14 protein-coding genes and 1 pseudogene are annotated in these 16,084 nt (G+C 60.5%); 6 read left to right on the top strand and 9 right to left on the bottom strand.

The window, feature by feature from the left end; translation table 11 throughout:
- The first annotated feature begins 42 nt into the window (after window positions 1-42).
- On the top strand, window positions 43-861 hold the full coding sequence (locus tag OKW43_RS42150; protein ID WP_429454799.1) for a hypothetical protein: 819 nt from the start codon (window positions 43-45) through the stop codon (window positions 859-861).
- Window positions 862-1,007: 146 nt separating this feature from the next.
- Here OKW43_RS42150 and OKW43_RS42145 read toward each other — a convergent pair whose 3' ends face one another.
- The 6 genes from OKW43_RS42145 to OKW43_RS42120 all read right to left on the bottom strand — a co-directional run bounded on the left by OKW43_RS42145 (window position 1,008) and on the right by OKW43_RS42120 (window position 3,826).
- Window positions 1,008-1,325, bottom strand: coding sequence for an XRE family transcriptional regulator (locus OKW43_RS42145; RefSeq protein ID WP_429454798.1), 318 nt, complete (start codon window positions 1,323-1,325; stop codon window positions 1,008-1,010).
- 4 nt (window positions 1,326-1,329) lie between these two features.
- A complete protein-coding gene (locus OKW43_RS42140; RefSeq protein ID WP_429454797.1) occupies window positions 1,330-1,746 on the bottom strand; it encodes a hypothetical protein in 417 nt (138 codons plus the stop codon).
- Between the two features lie 407 nt (window positions 1,747-2,153).
- Window positions 2,154-2,564, bottom strand: a complete 411-nt coding sequence (locus tag OKW43_RS42135; RefSeq protein WP_429454796.1) for a hypothetical protein — start codon at window positions 2,562-2,564, stop codon at window positions 2,154-2,156.
- Window positions 2,561-2,785: a DUF3717 domain-containing protein gene (locus OKW43_RS42130; protein ID WP_429454795.1), complete on the bottom strand. Its 225-nt coding sequence runs from the start codon at window positions 2,783-2,785 to the stop codon at window positions 2,561-2,563. The genes OKW43_RS42135 and OKW43_RS42130 overlap by 4 nt, the downstream gene beginning before the upstream one ends.
- Window positions 2,786-3,029: 244 nt before the next feature.
- A complete protein-coding gene (locus OKW43_RS42125) occupies window positions 3,030-3,350 on the bottom strand; it encodes a hypothetical protein (protein WP_429454794.1) in 321 nt (106 codons plus the stop codon).
- A 62-nt stretch (window positions 3,351-3,412) separates the two neighbouring features.
- Window positions 3,413-3,826, bottom strand: a complete 414-nt coding sequence (locus OKW43_RS42120) for an antirestriction protein (RefSeq protein WP_429454793.1) — start codon at window positions 3,824-3,826, stop codon at window positions 3,413-3,415.
- A 322-nt stretch (window positions 3,827-4,148) separates the two neighbouring features.
- Here OKW43_RS42120 and OKW43_RS42115 point away from each other — a divergent pair, with 322 nt between their 5' ends.
- Genes OKW43_RS42115 through OKW43_RS42105 form a run of 3 tightly spaced genes read left to right on the top strand, consistent with a single transcriptional unit; the run spans window position 4,149 to window position 7,122 of the window.
- A complete protein-coding gene (locus OKW43_RS42115) occupies window positions 4,149-4,568 on the top strand; it encodes a helix-turn-helix domain-containing protein (RefSeq protein ID WP_429454792.1) in 420 nt (139 codons plus the stop codon).
- Window positions 4,463-5,113: an IS630 family transposase gene (locus OKW43_RS42110; RefSeq protein WP_429454791.1), complete on the top strand. Its 651-nt coding sequence runs from the start codon at window positions 4,463-4,465 to the stop codon at window positions 5,111-5,113. Before OKW43_RS42115 ends, OKW43_RS42110 begins: the two co-directional genes overlap by 106 nt.
- Before the next feature lie 20 nt (window positions 5,114-5,133).
- Window positions 5,134-7,122, top strand: a complete 1,989-nt coding sequence (locus OKW43_RS42105) for a ParB/RepB/Spo0J family partition protein (protein WP_429454790.1) — start codon at window positions 5,134-5,136, stop codon at window positions 7,120-7,122.
- A 267-nt stretch (window positions 7,123-7,389) separates the two neighbouring features.
- On the opposite strand, the gene OKW43_RS42100 is transcribed toward OKW43_RS42105, so the two are convergent.
- A complete protein-coding gene (locus tag OKW43_RS42100) occupies window positions 7,390-7,872 on the bottom strand; it encodes a conjugal transfer protein TraD (protein WP_429454789.1) in 483 nt (160 codons plus the stop codon).
- A gap of 221 nt (window positions 7,873-8,093) precedes the next feature.
- On the opposite strand from OKW43_RS42100, the gene traA reads away from it, so the two are divergent.
- Window positions 8,094-10,919: a Ti-type conjugative transfer relaxase TraA gene (gene traA, locus OKW43_RS42095; RefSeq protein WP_429454788.1), complete on the top strand. Its 2,826-nt coding sequence runs from the start codon at window positions 8,094-8,096 to the stop codon at window positions 10,917-10,919.
- 974 nt (window positions 10,920-11,893) lie between these two features.
- Here the strand turns inward: traA and ltrA are convergent.
- Together ltrA and OKW43_RS42085 are read right to left on the bottom strand one after the other, a co-directional pair.
- Entirely contained in the window at window positions 11,894-13,552 is a 1,659-nt protein-coding gene (ltrA, locus tag OKW43_RS42090) for a group II intron reverse transcriptase/maturase (protein ID WP_429454787.1), read from the bottom strand.
- 791 nt (window positions 13,553-14,343) lie between these two features.
- Window positions 14,344-15,498 carry an IS110 family transposase gene (locus OKW43_RS42085; RefSeq protein WP_429454786.1) on the bottom strand — a complete coding sequence of 385 codons (1,155 nt, stop codon included), beginning with the start codon at window positions 15,496-15,498 and terminating at the stop codon, window positions 14,344-14,346.
- Between the two features lie 97 nt (window positions 15,499-15,595).
- Between OKW43_RS42085 and OKW43_RS42080 the strand changes: the two are divergent.
- Window positions 15,596-16,084: pseudogene (locus OKW43_RS42080) on the top strand (IS5/IS1182 family transposase); the annotation flags it as partial.

Here is a 16,084-nt window from a genome sequence, read left to right as displayed (position 1 = left end):
CCTGAATCTTTTGACGCCCCTCTGCTGGTGCTGGGCCGACGATTGCCCTGGTTCGGCGCGGTCTGTCAAGATGCGCACCGCCCCATCGAAGCGTTTGTGGCGAAAACAAACACCGCATTTTTTGCTCTGAATACTCCGCAAACGATTGCTTATACTCTGTGCACCTCTTTCTCCGAGGCGCGTCGTATGCGGCAGGAATGGCTTGAATATCTCCAGCGACTTAGCTGGAACACTCCGATGATTTTGGCGCTGGCGTCAGGGGCAGTCGGCTCTCTCACAACGCTCGCGTGGATCTCAGCAAGGGATGCAAGGGAGCGCAAGCGTCAGCGACGCGACGCTGCATTGGAACTTGCGTTATCGCTGGAAAGCTACGCTCGAACCTGTCGGACAATGATGCATAAGGCCGCTTGGGCGGCATCGGAGCCGGTCGGCCCTATGAGCAGCGAAGCCAGCAAGGGCGTGTCCATCCCCGTCTTTGCCTATCCGGACAAGCTTCAGTGGCGAGCCCTGAGCCGCAAAGTTATCTCCGAGCTGCGCGAGTACCCGGCAACGGTGTACGCCGCTCGGGACTCTGTGGAAGCGTTCCGCGAATTTGGTGAGCCGATCGACCTGTGTGGCCAGGTTGAATACGAATGTGCAAAGGCTGCGATGGAAGCGTTAGCACTTGCTCGGACCACGCGTCGGCGGCACGGAGCCGCGACGTGGAAGCCGGGCGCCAAAGATTCAGCCATGGAGCGCGAACTGTCCGACTTCATCGCGAACGCTGAAGAAAAGCGCAAGGCGTCGCTTGAGCGTCGAACGGAGTCCACAGTTGGTCGGCGAGCTGACGCGCAACCGTTCAATCAGGCGCTAAGCGCCTGAAACCTGGACCAGACAAGCGGATATCCTGAAAGCCTCTCAGGTTCTGGCCGGCCTCGAAATGTACCCAGGACATTCAGCCGGCGCGTCTCGGTGCGCCGGCTCTCTTTTTTTCGCGCAACATGGTGACAGCAAAACGTAACGCCTTGTCATTCGTCATCGGGCGCTGATTCAGCCATACCTCTCAACCCCAATTCAAGGGTTTTGCCACGCCAGATCGCGCCAAGGCCCGCCATATCACAAAGGATTGCCCACGCTATATAGGGGACGGGCGTTTCTCCGCTTATCCAGCGTCTGACCTGGCGGCCGCCATGCTCACTCAGCCCGAGCACCCTGGCAAGAGCCCGGCCCGACAGACCGATGCGTCGCACCACTTCCTGGACTTCAGCGCCCCGAGGTCGCTCCCAGCCTTCATCCGCCGGGAGCAAACACTCAGCGCGAATGGGTAATTGAATATCAACCGTCATTTTTCTATCGCCTTTTCTCTTGGTTGTACTTTCTGGATCGGACGGATCTTCGCGCCCGGTCGACCGCGTCCGCCGCGACCTTTTCTTCCAGCCGTAATCGATGCGCGCGGAACTCACGTTCCGGCCACCGCGCTTCGCACTCCTCGAGCGCCTTGACTGCCTGGTCGCGAGTCATCGGGTGCGTGTATCCCGGCCATGGCTCGTACACGTCGCCGCCATCACTCGCCACCCGTAGCCGCACGGCGCGCTGGATGATCCAGTCGTCCGTCCAGATTTCTGGGGCCGCCGAAGCTTCAATGGCATCAGCGCCAACTTCCGGCAGGTTGCGCTTATCAAAGTGTCGCTCCCCGGTCGACGTGTCGAGCAGCGTAATGATCGCCTGGCTGTGCACGCCTGAATCCCACCGGGCCAAGGTGGTCAAAACTGATCACCACGTCGACGTCGCGGTTCACATCGTCATTCCAGACCTGCACTCGAAACATGGTGCCCTCCTGATCCTGAACGATTCATTGCTGCGCCTGTCTTCGATCCAGCCCCCACGGCTTCGCCGCGGGGGAAACACGCAGCCTGCGGCTGCTTGACGACCCCGGCCACAGTTGCACGGCGCCTCACCGGATCGTCCCTCCGCTGCCGCTGCGGGCCGGCGCTCTCCCCACGCCTCCTGGCGCGGGTCCCCGTGCGCCTCGATCCGGGCGCGCAGGCGCGCGCGATGCGCTCCCGGCCAATACGCGTCCTGGTTTAGCAGGAAGGGGGTTGCCCGGCACCGATGCCTGTGATCGGGCTGACGGGCCGGAGCCTGTCAGCCTCGGACACAGACAGACCTGGCCATTACCAGCCAACGTAGTTCAGCAAAAGCTCCGCGATCAGCTTGCGGCGAACGAGATCCAGTCCCGACAGGTCGGCAAAGCCCCTGATGCCCGCTTTCTCCCACAGAGGAACGCTATCGTCCGAGTTGTAGAACGAATACAGCGCGGCAAGGAAAGTGCGCTCGCCGCTGCTGAGAACACCGAACGCATCGAGAATGAGCGCGCCATTGGGCGCAAGCGCCCATTTGTCTTTCGCGTTCTCAACGGCCTCCCGGGTGCCGTCGCCGAAATACACCGGACCGGCCAGCAAGACAGCCTGTTTCCACGCCTCAAAAAACCGCGCTGGTGCGGCGGTAAAGTGGGCGTCGCTTTCCTCCTGCTCGCGGCGAAACTGTTCGAGCACTTCGGCGGAAAACTTCGATTCGTCGGTCATAGCGGCAATTCCTGTTGATAAAGGGCAGTCGTCACAGCTTCCACCTGCCCGGCAGACAGCGAAGACACGTCAATGGTCGTTGCGTGCGAATAGATCATCGCGCCATAGATATTGGCAAGGTGACGCGCTCTCGGGCACAGCGCCGCATCTTCTCCTGACGCCTGGCGGTTTCGCCACACGTTGATCGCCTGTTCAATCTCGGCAATTGTAAAGGTTGGCATGTCGGGCTCCGATGCCCGCGCGTAGGTGGATGCAAACGCGCGGGCGGTTCAGGTTGCTGGGCGAACAACACGTCTTAGAGTCCGCCCCGGTCGATCGACATTTCGGCATCCGGCAACTTTGCCACACCTCAGATGAAGTCGAACGGGCCGCAGTACGGCAGCATGTCAAGAATCGGCTGATTGCCGAACCATGTGCGCAACACGTCGCCGCGCTGCAGTTCGCAACCCCGTTTCAGTTCTGTCGTCACGCGACACGCTCGCGAGTGTGGCGAACCGCTTCGTGAACCGCGACCAGAGGCGCGCGGGGCGGTACGCGGTCGAACTCCGCAAGCGCGGTACGCGCGATCGCGCGAAGCTCTTCGCGATGCATATCGATCGCATGGCCGTCCCGGTCGAGCATGTTGGCGATGCGGTGCAGCGCGTCGGCTGTCTTCGCCGCCGCATCCGCCGACAGTGCCATCCGGAACAGTTCAGCACGCACGATTTCACGGTCCCCGTACTGGTAGACAGCCAGCAAAGGCAGAAGCGCGGTCAGCCAGGTTGGGCGAATTTGCGTCAGGTTCATTTCTTCCTCACTGATTTTCAGATAGGGCGAAAGACCCCAGCCCGAAGGCCGGGGCTGGTTCGTTAGTCGATAGCGCGGAGGATGTTGGCGGCCTCGACGTGCTGGGTCGCGTAGGCGCGTAACGCGTGGTAGTGATCGATGATCCTGTCATCGCCACACTTTTCCGCCAGATGGCACAGGGCAAACAGCGTGACGACGATGCCGAAGGCGTCCGCGCCCATCATGTCGCTGTAGCCGTTCATATGCCACCGCACATGCAGCCGACCGCTGTTCGACGGGGCCATATAGAAGCCGCCATTCGACAACTGGAAGAAGTCCCACGCACCGCCGTTGTAGGCACTCGAAAGGCGCGCGGCCCAGTCGTACACCAACGCCTCGCCCTGGAGATATTGCGCACCCAGGTAGTGAGGAAGGAAATTCAGACGCAATTCATCAACAACAACGTTTGACGAGATTCTGGTTTCATTATCAATCACGGTTATCTCCGGTTATGGCCATCGCACCACGCGAGGCACAACTTAATGATAGTGACATTTTGTCCTAACATAAGAATATTTTTATTTTCATTTTAAATTGCTTTTGACATTCAATTGAAAAATTCAAACGCCATTCAATGATATACATTCTTTACTTAGGTCATTTTGTCCGTATAATGGTTGTGTGCCTCGCGTGGTGCGATGGCCATAAGTCTGTCGAGTAAACGAATTTCAGAATGGCGAGTCTGACAGGCCATCTCATCCTGATTGCCACCTGCCCGTGAAATGTGCCGTTGAACTGACTGAAGCGGAGAAAAAGACCTTGCAGCAGCTGTCGCGCAAGCATCCTCATCAAGACTTTCGAACCCGTGGACTGGGTCTGCTGGAGCTTGCCAGCGGCCGGCGGGTTCATGAGGTCGCCGTCGAGCTCGATGTGAGCGACAAGTCGGTATACAACTGGGCGCATTCCTGGAACGACAGGGGCCTGTGTGGTTTGCTGACCGGACATAAAGGCGGCCGGCCCCGCGCGCTGTCTAATGTCTTGATCGCCACCGCTGTCGAAGCGGCTCGCGCCGAATCGATGACGCTCAGGCAGATCGCGAAACACATCGAGGCCGTGCATAGCGAGCCGATGCCGTGCGCACTGGAAACCCTGTCGGTAGCTCTGCGACGGGAAGGTTTCTCCTTCAAGCGCAACCGGTTCTCGCTCAAAAAAAGCGCAACCAGGAAGACTTCGAGATGAAATCGGCGACCCTGGACAAACTGCAACAGGCCGCTCGCGACAACGCAGTCCGTCTGGTCTATTTCGATGAAGCGGGCTTTGCCGCCTCACCTCCGGTGCAAAGAGCGTGGTCACCGCGCGGCCTGCCTCATTGCATTGAACCGCGTTTCCACTGCCGACGTTCGGTGCTCGGTGCACTCGACTTTGGGGCCAACGCGTTGACCCACCATGTGGCGAGTTCGTCGATCAAATGCGATGCCGTCGTCGAATTCCTCGACCAGATCGCCATGCAGGGCAATGACCGTCCGACCATCGTAGTACTCGACAACGCCTCGATCCATCATGCCATCGATTCCGAAGTACACGAACGCTGGCTACGCGAACATCGCATGCAACTGTTCTACCTGCCACCCTACAGTCCCGAACTGAACCTGATCGAAATCGTCTGGAAGCACGCCAAATATCACTGGCGACGTTTCGTCACCTGGACGAAGGAAACCATTGATGCTGAGATCGGCAAGCTGCTCGCCGGCTACGGCTCAGAATTTGAAATCCGTTTCGCCTGAGCACTTAACCGGAGATAACCGTGGATCAAATCGTTGAAAACCGTGCAACCGGAACCGTTCCCGAAAACAGTTTCGGCAACGACACCCCGATCGAATACGTGCCGCTCGCCCTACTGTGCAAGTCACCGCACAACGTACGCCGCAAAGCGCCTACCGGTATTGAGGCACTGGCCGAAAACATCGCTGCGGCTGGCGTCATGCAAAACCTCGTCAGCCACGAGATGAAGGCACGCGGCAAGCAGCGCAGGCTGGGTGTATGCGCGGGCCAGCGCCGCCTGCTCGCACTGGACCTGCTGCGCACGACTGGCCGGATCGATGACAGCTACTCCGTACCGGTCAAGGTGGTGAGTGAAGCCGATGCCGTCGCCGTATCGCTGATCGAGAACCAGCATGAGCCGATGCATCCGGCGGACGCCTGTGAAGCATTCCGCCTGCTGGTCAATGAAGGCCGTACGGTGGACTACATTGCGGCTCTTTTCTCACTGCCTGAAATCCAGGTGCAAAGGCACCTGAAACTTGCGAACGTGTCGCCCCGCCTGATGGACGTCTTTCGCGATGACGGCATGACGCTGGAACAGATCCGTACGCTTGCACTGACGGACGATCACGAACTGCAGGACAGGCTGTGGTTTGATGCCGCCCAGGCGTGGCAACGCAACCCGGCGCAGCTGCGCGCCGCGATCACAAACAGCGAGATCGACGTGGCCGACAGCAACCTCGTTGCCTTCGTCACACTCGACGCGTATGAGGCGGCAGGCGGCCACGTTCGCCGGGACCTCTTTAGCGACGAGCAAAACGCCGGGTATGTGACCGACGCAGAATTGCTGCATCGCCTGGTCGCAGAAAAACTGGTTTCTGTCGCGCAGAGCTTGAGCAACGAAGGCTGGAGTTGGGTCGAGACACGTGTACGCCGTGACTTTTCCGAAATGGCCCGCTTTGGCCGCTTGCCGTCGGCGTCGCGCGAGTACACGAAGAAGGAAAAGACCGAGCTTTGCGCGCTGAAGAAGGCGAGCGACCAGGCCGCAGCGGACCTGAACGCGTACTACGACGCCGAAGACGAAGCCGAGGATGACGCCCGCCGCGACGCACTGGAAGTCGCAGCGGACGCCGCTTCCCGGGCGCTGGACGACTTTGCTGAACGCCTCGAAATCTGGAGCGACGACCAGAAGGCGCGTGCCGGTGCATTCGTGACGCTCGACCAAGACGGCAAGGCCGTGATCGAGCGTGGACTGGTCAAGCCCGAGGACCGGACCAGCGTAAAACGCGAAGGCGTGACGGACGCTGATGAACTGCCCGCGCCAGCCGAAAAGCCGCTGCACGGCAAGGACCTCAGCAAGCGGCTGACGGCACATCGCACCGCCGCCGTCCAGATCGAACTTGCACGTAAGCCGGTGGCCGCACCGGCGGTACTGATGCACCGCCTGATCCCGGTTGTGTTCGATGACCGCTATGTCTGCGTCTACGACCAGCATGCCGCCGACGTGCGGGCCACATGTTCACACAGCCGCCTGTTGCAGGCAGCGGACGACATGGAAGCCAGCGCAGTATGGAAAGAGATTTTGGCCGAACGCGAAAAGTGGGCCGCGCTGCTGCCGAAGCGTTTCAGCGACCTGCTGCCCTGGCTGATGACGCAGAGCGAGGACGTGCTGAGCAATCTGTTCGCCTTCTGCGTGGCCGCGACCGTCAACGGCGTGAGTGAATCGGATGGCGCACATCCAGTGAATGTCCTGATGGACCTGCTGAACGTTGACATGACGCAGTACTGGACGCCGACGCGAACGAGCTATCTGAACCACGTTTCGAAAGCACGCATCGTTGACGTGGTAGCGCAAGCGGTTTCACCCGAAGCGGCGGCACCGCTGGAGAAATTGAAGAAAGAAGCAGCGGCAGAGGCGGCAGAACGGTTGCTGGCCGATGCACGCTGGTTGCCCGAGGTGCTGGTGAGCCGGGAAACGCCGGTTGTATGGGATGACGACGAAGACGAGGAGGAGGAAGAAGAAGCCGCCTGAGTGAGCCGAGCGCCGCGCCCCGGACGAAGCTGTCACGGGGCGCTGATCGATACCTGGCTTATTTTTCAGAATCCTTTTTAGGTCTCCGGCGCGTCGTTCCCTGCGACGCGCCTTTTCTTTTTCCGCAAGCCCAACGCCACGTAGGCTGCTGCGGTATCGCGCGCACCGTCGCGCCCGGATCGAGGCGCACGGGGACCCGCGCCGCAGGTGCGGGGAGAGCGCCGACCCGCAGCGCAGCGCAGGGGCGATCCGGTTCGGCACCGGGCGTCACGCGGGGACTTTCTCCGCCGCAGCCGCTTTTGCTGCTACCTCCGCGCTGCCCTGCGTTTCGATCTTCTTCTCATTTTCGCGCTCGGCGATGAAAGCGTCGCCGCGTTTCTTGAGCGTGCGCTGCAAGTCAGCGTCAGTCCTGAACTGATCGAGCGCCCACAGTAGCGCGCCAGTCAGCGTGCCGCGATCCACCGGAAAATCGACCATCGCCACGATGCCGCCGAGTTCGATCAGTTCGCGCGTGCGGGCCTTGCGCTGGTTCTCGCGTCGCTCCATCAACATGCGGGCCGCTTCGACTTTCATCGCGTCGGCCTTCTGGTTGATCTTTTCCAGTCGCACCAGCTTGTCTAGCTGGCGGGACTCCTGCGCGGTCGGATTCGCAATCGCCGCCAGTTCGACCAGCAGCGACTGCGTGGCGGTGGGCGACTTCAAACCCTTGATGTACTGAACGTGTTTCGTGAGCCATTCGGTCATTGCCATCTTCGTTCTCCTGGATCAAATTCACATTGCATCGAGCGACAGCGCAGGCCGACCATCGGCCCCCTTCCTGCCAAGCTATTCCGGATTATGAAAACCGCAAAAAGCGAGCTATCAAGGAGGCACCGCCGGCAGTATCTGGCGAGCAAGCGAGTCAAAGCGCGCTTCCGCGTTTCTATGCTAGCATAGAAACAGCTTATGATAAGACGAAAGTCAAGCCGCCAATGCCAACGTACCATTTGAGCGTGAAAGCAGGTGGGAAAGCCGCCGCAGGGGAACACGCAAAGTACATTGCGCGGGAAGATCACTACGCTTACATTTCTCGCGGTGGAAAGTACGAAGAGCGTGGCGACCTCAAGATGACCGAGAGCGGCAACATGCCAGCATGGGCCGCGCACGACGCGAGCATTTTCTGGCAGGCAGCGGACACCTACGAGCGGGCAAATGGTCGGCCGTACACGGAAATCGAGGTTTCGATTCCGCGCGAACTGGACGATGAACAGCGCGTCGCGCTCGTGCGCGAGTTCGTTGAACACACACTCGGCGAGCGACACGCGTACACGTGGGCGATCCACAATCCGGCGGCAAGCGACGGACTGGAACAGCCGCACGCGCACATCATGTTCACGGAACGGGTGAACGACGGCATTGCGCGCGATCCAGCGCAATATTTCAGGCGCTGGAATGCGCAGGAACCCGAAAAAGGCGGAGCCGGAAAGGACCGCTATCTGAGCAGTCGCCAGTTTGTTCGCGACGTGCGCGAAGAATGGGCGGTCATCGCCAATCACTTTATGGCACGGGCGGGTATCGAGGCCCGCATTGACCATCGCAGCTACCGGACGCTGGGCATCGACCTGGAGCCGTCCGTGAAAGTGGGCGTCGCGCGCTACGCGGGCGAGCGTGGCGTGATGGCCGGATTGCTCGAAGAGAATCGCCAGCGCGCGTACCGCAATGGCCAGCGGCTGCTCATCAATCCGGCGATCGGTGTCGCCGCCCTAACGATCAATCAATCCACCTTCTCACGTCGCGACGTCGAGCAGTTCGTCTTTCGCAATACCGACGGTGCCGAACAGTTCCGGCAGGTGTACGCGCGGCTGATGAATTCGAAGCAACTGCTTGCGCTGAAGGATTCCGGTCGCAACGGCGAATGGTTCACGTCGGCGGATCTGCGTGCGATAGAGGTTCGGCTGGTCGATCGTGCTCGCGCAATGAGTCGCGCTGACGACAGCACGGCGGGCGACGCCGCGGTGCGTGAAACGCTTCGCGCGACCCGAAAGTTCAATGCGGGACAGGATGCGGCTTTTGTCGCGCTCGCCAGCAGCGGCCAGCTGGTGGTGGTGAATGGCGCGGCGGGTACTGGCAAAAGCTATGTGCTCGCCGCGGCACGCGAAGCGCTCGAGGCGGACGGCCTGCGCGTGATCGGCGCAGCCCTGCAGGGCAAGACGGCCGACGACATGCAGCGTGACGCCGGCATCGCGAGCCGGACGCTGCACAGTCTGCTGTCGGGCATCGAGCGCGGTACGGTCACCCTGGATGCGAAAACGGTTCTGGTAATAGACGAGGCCGGAATGGTTGGATCGCGGCAGATGGAAAAACTGCTCGGCCACGCGCAGACGTCCGGGACGCGTGTGCGCCTGGTGGGCGATGCGTGGCAGCTGCATGCGGTCGACGCGGGCGATGCTTTCCGCGCTGTGTCGCGCGAAGCGGCCGCCGCAATCCGGCTCGAAAGCCTGACCGAAATCAAGCGGCAGGACGAGGCCTGGCAGCGCGAAGCGACTTCGGCGCTGGCCCGGCACGATGTGCCAAAAGCCGTTTCCGCGTATGCGGAGCGCGGTGGCGTGCAACTGTATTCGACCGTCGCCGACGCGCGCGAGCAGCTGATCGCACAGTGGCAGGATGATCGCCGGGTCAGTCCCGGCAAGACCCAGCTGCTGCTGACTCACACCAACGAAGAGCGCTGCGCGCTGAATGCGCGCGTGCGCGAATTGCGACGGGCTGCCGGCGAACTGGGCGCCGAACAAACCATGCGGGCCGAGGACCGACACATCGCGATCGCCGCAGGCGAGCGGATCATGTTCCTGCAGAACGAATACGTGATGCAGGTCAAGAACGGGACGCTGGGCACAGTCGAACAGATCGAAATGCCTGACAGGAAAGCGCCCGGCGCCGTCCTGCACGTGCGGCTCAATGATGGCCGACAGATCGAGGTCGATACGGCGCAGTACGGCCACTTCGATCACGGTTACGCGCTCACGGTCCACAAGAGCCAGGGTGTGACAGTCGATCGCGCGTACGTGCTGGCCACGAAGAACATGCACGCCGAGCTGGCCTACGTCGCGATGACCCGGCACAAGGAAAATCTGATTGTGGCGGCCGGCCGGGATGAGTTCGCGGACGGCGCAGCGCTGATGCGCCGCCTGTCGCGTGCCGACGAAAAATCGTTCAGCGCGCAACATGAGCTGCAGCCGGAGCGTGATCGCCGGCCGGAACTGGGCTACCGGCACACGCTGAACCGGCGTCGTGTCGAATTCTCGAATGCACCCCGGCCGCAACGGGCCGAAAAGACCCTCGATCGTACAGTCGAGCAGTATGCCGATGCCCTCTCCGCTGCGGCGGCCGCAAACCGGGCAGGCAAGCCGGTGCCCGCGAAGGACCGCGCGGCGCTGAAGCGGGCGAGTGTTGGACTGAACCGGCTCGATCCGGGAATGCGCCGCGAAATCCGCCACGTAGTCGAGCGGGATGACCGCGCCTGGCGCGCGCTCGTTGAGCTCAGCGGCCCCGCACGAGCGGCCGCGCTTGTCAACGAAGTAGCGCAGGCCCGGGCGCAGCGCGCCGGCATCGACGCGGCAGCTGCCGGACACCCGCAGGCGCCGACGCCAGCCACCGCGTCCCGGTGTTTCGCCGACCTGACGCCCGAAGAACGTCAGGAACGGCGCAACGAGTTCAAGGCTCAACTGCGCGAAGCGGCTGGCCAGGCGGTCGAGCGAGATAAGCCACCGCGTGAACGCGCGGCATCGCGCGGACGTGGCGGGCCAGAAATCGGTGATTAATCTGGTTATCGGGATAATCGGCCAACGTTGAATGAACGGTTGATCTGGACACAGCCCTATGTTTGGGCGATGCCCCTTCGCCGCCTCGGAATGGCGTTGTTTTATAGCCCGCACTTAATCAGGTGCGGGCTTTTTTATTGCTGTTTTCGGCGTAGAAATATCCGATACCGCTGGATATTTGGGGTTTGAGGTGTAGGGGAACGAAAAACCGGGTTAAACACTTGTCATGAATCGCTGCGTGCTGGATCACGCAGCCAAGATGAGTACACGTCAATTGGCTAAACGGAAACCATGCGGTCCATAACGTCGAGATCCGATGTTAATTGGCTAGGGCTTATTTGGCTATGTATCTTGGCTCCCGGGTTCAGCAGGAAAGCATCGTCGCAAACCGGGCCACAACCGGCCGTTCAGCGGGCGGGGAAACCTGCCATTGGAACGGCTGAAATACTCCGGAACCTGTCGGACGAGCTACGTGCACAATTCTTGAGGTTTATTCAACGCCTGCCCGCACGCGCCGGCGCGCACCCCGAGTCCACGGACATGGGCAGGCATCGAACAAACCTTCTATGAGCAGTAGTTTGTCAAGGTCTTTGACGAACCAACTCATACATCATCAACCGCCATCGTTGAGCACCTCCGTTCGGACTGGCTTGGGCTGCGTCAAGGACAGGCGGAGCCTGGCGCCAGCGGACCCTTGACGCCACGCAGGCCAATATGCTTGAACCGGGTGGCGAGCACACGTTATTGCGCTCGCCACCCTGCAGGCGCATTGCGGCCTGTTTCGATCGCTACTCTTACGTGCTGTGATCCGGTCCACGACATTGGCCTGAAGCCGCTCATTGCGCTCGTGAGATGCGCCAGCATCGCCGGGTAGCCAGGCGCGGTTGCCCGCGCCTAGCCCCCTAAGAACTGTACGTGCAAGTTTCCCTGCATACAGCTCAAGCCTCTGCCAAGGCATCTTTCGACACCCGCTTTCACAACTTATTTCCGGCGTACTTTTGAATTCCGTGACAACCGGGATGGTGCAGTTGAATGTTGCCCGCTGCAATCGACCCACCGTCGGTTCTTTTCACAATGAAGCGGGTGACCCAAGGGGTACCTATTGCGATCGGTTCCTGACAGGTCGGACACAGGCCATCCTGCCTCAGCCAGACCCGGTAGAGCTTCGCGCGGCCCCTTGGCAGGTTCATCATCCTCTTGCCCCATCGGGTCTCGAAGTATGGTTCCCACTGGGGGTCGTGCGGATTGGCCCCGGCCTTGATCTTGACATGCCGCTTTATCGGCGTGTCCGCCGCTTTCAGCAGGACGAGCTCCTTCTTCCTCCCATCCTCTTGTTTTTCGGTTGTGGCAAATACCCAGTTGCGGGTGCCTTGGGTTTTGAAGTATTTATCTTTGACCCAGCGGGCTCCTTTCTCTGGATGCCGTCGAACCGCCCATTGCCACAGCATTGACCAGACATACGTATCAACCCGAGCAAAGGTTTCCTTGGCGACCGCATGGCGGTGATAGTTTGCCCAGCCCCGCAGAATCGGGTTGAGCAGGCGTATCAAGCTTGCTTGTTTGGCCGTCTTGTTGCCTTTGATGACTTCCCGGATCTTGTCAAGGTGCGCTTTGACGTTCGCTTTCGACGGCTTCATCAACAGCTTGCCGTTGTACTTGCGGATATTCCATCCGAGGAAGTCAAACCCTTCGTCGATGTGCGTTACCTTGGTCTTTACCGGCGACAGGACGAGCCCACGTTCCGCCAGAAATGCGACCACCGCAGGTTTGACCTCGTACTCCAGCCACTCTTTCGAGTTGCCGGTGATGATGAAGTCGTCCGCGTAACGCACCGTGTGCATTTTCAAGCCTGTTCGCTTTGCAGCCGGGAATTTCTTCCTCAGCATCGCTTCAAGACCATCCAACGTCATGTTGGCCACTACCGGTGAAATAATTCCCCCTTGAGGGACCCCGGCATCGGTCGGGAAGAGTTCGTCCTGGTACACATATCCCGCCTTGAGCCATTTCTGCAGGATCACTTTGTCCGTGGGGATGTTAGCGACCATCCATGGATGGCTGATTTCGTCGTAACAGGCCTTGATGTCTGCTTCCAGCACCCACTGCGCGCTTGTCTTTCTCGCGAGGGCGATGAAGCATTGCTCCCCCGCGTCGGCGGTTGAGCGCTCCGACCTGAACCCATATGAGTTCGGGTCGGCAGTGGTTTCCGCAACCGGCTCCAGAGCAAGCAGATGCAATGCTTGCATCGCCCTGCAGCGCATTACGGGTATGCCGAGCGGCCTCGTTTTCCCGTTCTTCTTCGGGATCATTACCCTCCGAAGCGGAAGAGCCGAATAACCCCGTCTCTTCAACGACGCAATCGCGTTGGTCCTTGCCCCCGGTGTTTTCCAGATGACCTTGTCGACACCGGGGGTGTTCTTGCCTTTGTTTTCAGTCACCCGTTTGACGGCTAATGCTTTGCCGCTGAACGAGTGGGTCAGCAGCCATTGCAAGGCTTTCACCTTGTTGTGCTTGCCGGCCTGTGTCCACTTCACAATACGTGCTTGCAGCCGTCTTACCTGACGCTGGACATCGGCCCAACTGATGCCGTCCCATGCCACGCCGGAAGGCGCACACGCTGGTGTTGCTGCGTCCATTTGCTTCCCCTCCGTTAAGATGGTTCTACCTACTCTCTTGTGACGAGAGACCATGAGGAAGTCTGCCCGCTTTCGCGTGGGATGATGTTGCAACCCCTATCCATCCGATTACAGGATGGCGTTCGCTTTGTCCTCAATCCTACGCCCGCACTGCCATGGGCAAGCCTTGCGGCTTGCTGTCCCCGAGGGGAGCGATACGGGCTTTCCACGTTTCGCTTGCGAAAGCATGTCGGGTTAGGCGCCTGCTGTCGACCGGGAGGCGTATGGGTCACGAGAGCGTATAGGTGAAGACGCTCTTCCCACCTCCATTGCCATTTTGGCTCAAGCGCAATAGCCACTTCCGCTTGTTTAGAATAACGACCTTTATCGCAGATTCACATGTGTTCGCCATGCCGACTGTCTAGCACTCATCCGGCGTGTGGCTGCCAGAAGGGTACGCCTCTCGCGATTGATACCCCGCATCTCGCGATGCTTCGTTACATTGTCAGAGTCGCTCTTTATTCAGACTCCTAGACTCGCCCGGTGACACGGGCGGTTCCCTCATGTTGAAGCGGGAACAGCTCCTGCAAGCAACTTCGTGTCGCAGTCACAACCTTCTATCCGCTGGCCGGTGGCCAGCCTCATCCTGCATGCGCGTTACGCTGGAGTTTTTCCAGGAGCCATGCCCCATCTCAAAAATCGGTTACGTCTGTAACCCGGTTTGTTCACGGGCATGTTCACTTCAAACCAGCTACCAGGCGACGCTTCGGGCTCCTTGCACGATTGCGTGGCGGCGGGAGACGCCTGGGGACTCAGACTGACTTCAGCTGTGCTCCTTCGGGGATGACGCCGTCCTTCAGATAGTGCCACAGCGCAATCGCGAGGCGCCGTGCCACTGCGACGATCGCAATGCGTCGCATGCGGCGGTTTGGTCCCGTTCCCAGCGTGCGCTGGTTGAACCACCGCGTGAGCGCACTGTGGGGCTGGTAGCGGATCCAGTCCCATGCGATCTCGACCAGTAAGGCGCGTACCCGCCGGTTGCCCTGCCTGCTGATGCCCTGGTCGGTGTGGCTTCCGCCGCTGTCATAGGGCTGTGGCACCAGTCCGACACAGGCACCCACCTGGCGCCGGTTGTGGAACTCCCGCCAGAACAGCTCGAGCGCGAGGCGTGATGCGCCCACTTCGCCAATCCCTTTCAGGCGGGCCAGGCCATCGCTTCGCTGCCGCGCCGGGGCCGGCACGCTCGCTTGCCGCGTGTTCTCCAGCACTGCGAGTTGCTGCTGGGCCAGCGCTAGCCGTTCGCACTCGCGCAGCAGCCGCTCCCGCAGTTCCGGCGGCAACGACGCGCCATCGTGGCACTTCACCTCGTCACGGGCGAGTCGGCCGGCGAAGTGCTTGTGCTCGACCTCTTCCCAGCAGCCGAGCGTCACCAGCAGTTTGCGCATGCGGTCGCGGTGCTGTAGCACTTCCTTCTGCAGTTGCGCGCGGTCGCGCATCAAGTGGCGCGATGCTTCGTCCTGCGGTGACGGCGCGTGAACCACGTGCATGCGGTCGCGCTCGCCGCGCAGCCACGCCCGCAGGTTGATGACGAGCTTGATGACATCGAGCCGGTCCGTCTTCGCGCGCCGCTTGTGGCGCTCGACGGGGATGCTTGCGGGATCGACGACATAACACGTAATCCCGCGGGTTTGCAACGCACGGAAGATCCAGAACGCGTCCTGGCCAGCCTCATAGCTCACCACTACCGGGGTACCCGAGGGCAATGACCATTTCAGCTTCTGCTGGTCAATGACGTCCAGCACTGCCTTCAGGCGGTCTGCCGCCTGCGGTTGCGCGACCGTGTGTACGGCGGGCTGCTCGCGTCGGCCATCGTGCAGCGCCACCTTCCATTTCGCCGCCGCCAACTCCAGCGACACGGCCAGCACAAGCGCTTCGGAACACATCGTGTCTGTCTGATCGGTGCCCATGATCTCCTCTCCTTTCAGTAAGGCTCAGCACGCTGATTTTAGGATCGGCGTGTCGGGGGGCCCTGCTTACATAGGATCTCAAGAGACATCGACGCCGCCAAAGAGGGTATCTCTGACGGATCCTGCCGCGAGCTGGACAGCCCCGAAGGGCGGCTTGCCGTTCTTCGCCTACTCGACCAATTATCTGATTGACCTGCAGGCAGGGATCATCGTGGACGTCGAGGCGACGCCCGCGAACCGGTCGCACGAAGTGGAATCAACCATGACGATGATTGACCGCGTTGAGCGCCGCGTATGGCTCAGCGGCGATGCTTGCCTGGATGATCGAAGAGAAGGAAATTGCACCACATGTTCCGGTCTGGGATAAAACCGCACGCAAGGACAATACATTGTCCAGCAGCGAGTTCAAATGGGATGAACTGGCCAATGAATATCGCTGCCCCACCGGGCACGCACTACGCAGTGATCGGCGCAAGTTCAGAAATCCGCGCTCGCGAGTCACGAAGGCTGACACGATAATCTATCGGGCAAGCCAGTTTGACTGTGAGAACTGTTCGATGAAGGATCGCTGCTGCCCGAATACACC

Origin of the sequence: Paraburkholderia sp. WC7.3g, assembly GCF_050436345.1 — a bacterium.
Lineage (GTDB): Bacteria > Pseudomonadota > Gammaproteobacteria > Burkholderiales > Burkholderiaceae > Paraburkholderia > Paraburkholderia podalyriae.
Note: the sequence above shows the minus strand (reverse complement) of the source record. Positions and strands in the feature narration are given on the sequence as shown.

Coding starts and splice junctions, on each gene's coding strand:
- OKW43_RS42145 (WP_429454798.1), bottom strand. CDS start 1,325: ATGACGGTTGATATTCAATTACCCATTCGCGCTGAGTGTTTGCTCCCG.
- OKW43_RS42135 (WP_429454796.1), bottom strand. CDS start 2,564: ATGACCGACGAATCGAAGTTTTCCGCCGAAGTGCTCGAACAGTTTCGC.
- OKW43_RS42130 (WP_429454795.1), bottom strand. CDS start 2,785: ATGCCAACCTTTACAATTGCCGAGATTGAACAGGCGATCAACGTGTGG.
- OKW43_RS42125 (WP_429454794.1), bottom strand. CDS start 3,350: ATGAACCTGACGCAAATTCGCCCAACCTGGCTGACCGCGCTTCTGCCT.
- OKW43_RS42100 (WP_429454789.1), bottom strand. CDS start 7,872: ATGGCAATGACCGAATGGCTCACGAAACACGTTCAGTACATCAAGGGT.
- traA (WP_429454788.1), top strand. CDS start 8,094: ATGCCAACGTACCATTTGAGCGTGAAAGCAGGTGGGAAAGCCGCCGCA.
- ltrA (WP_429454787.1), bottom strand. CDS start 13,552: ATGGACGCAGCAACACCAGCGTGTGCGCCTTCCGGCGTGGCATGGGAC.
- OKW43_RS42085 (WP_429454786.1), bottom strand. CDS start 15,498: ATGGGCACCGATCAGACAGACACGATGTGTTCCGAAGCGCTTGTGCTG.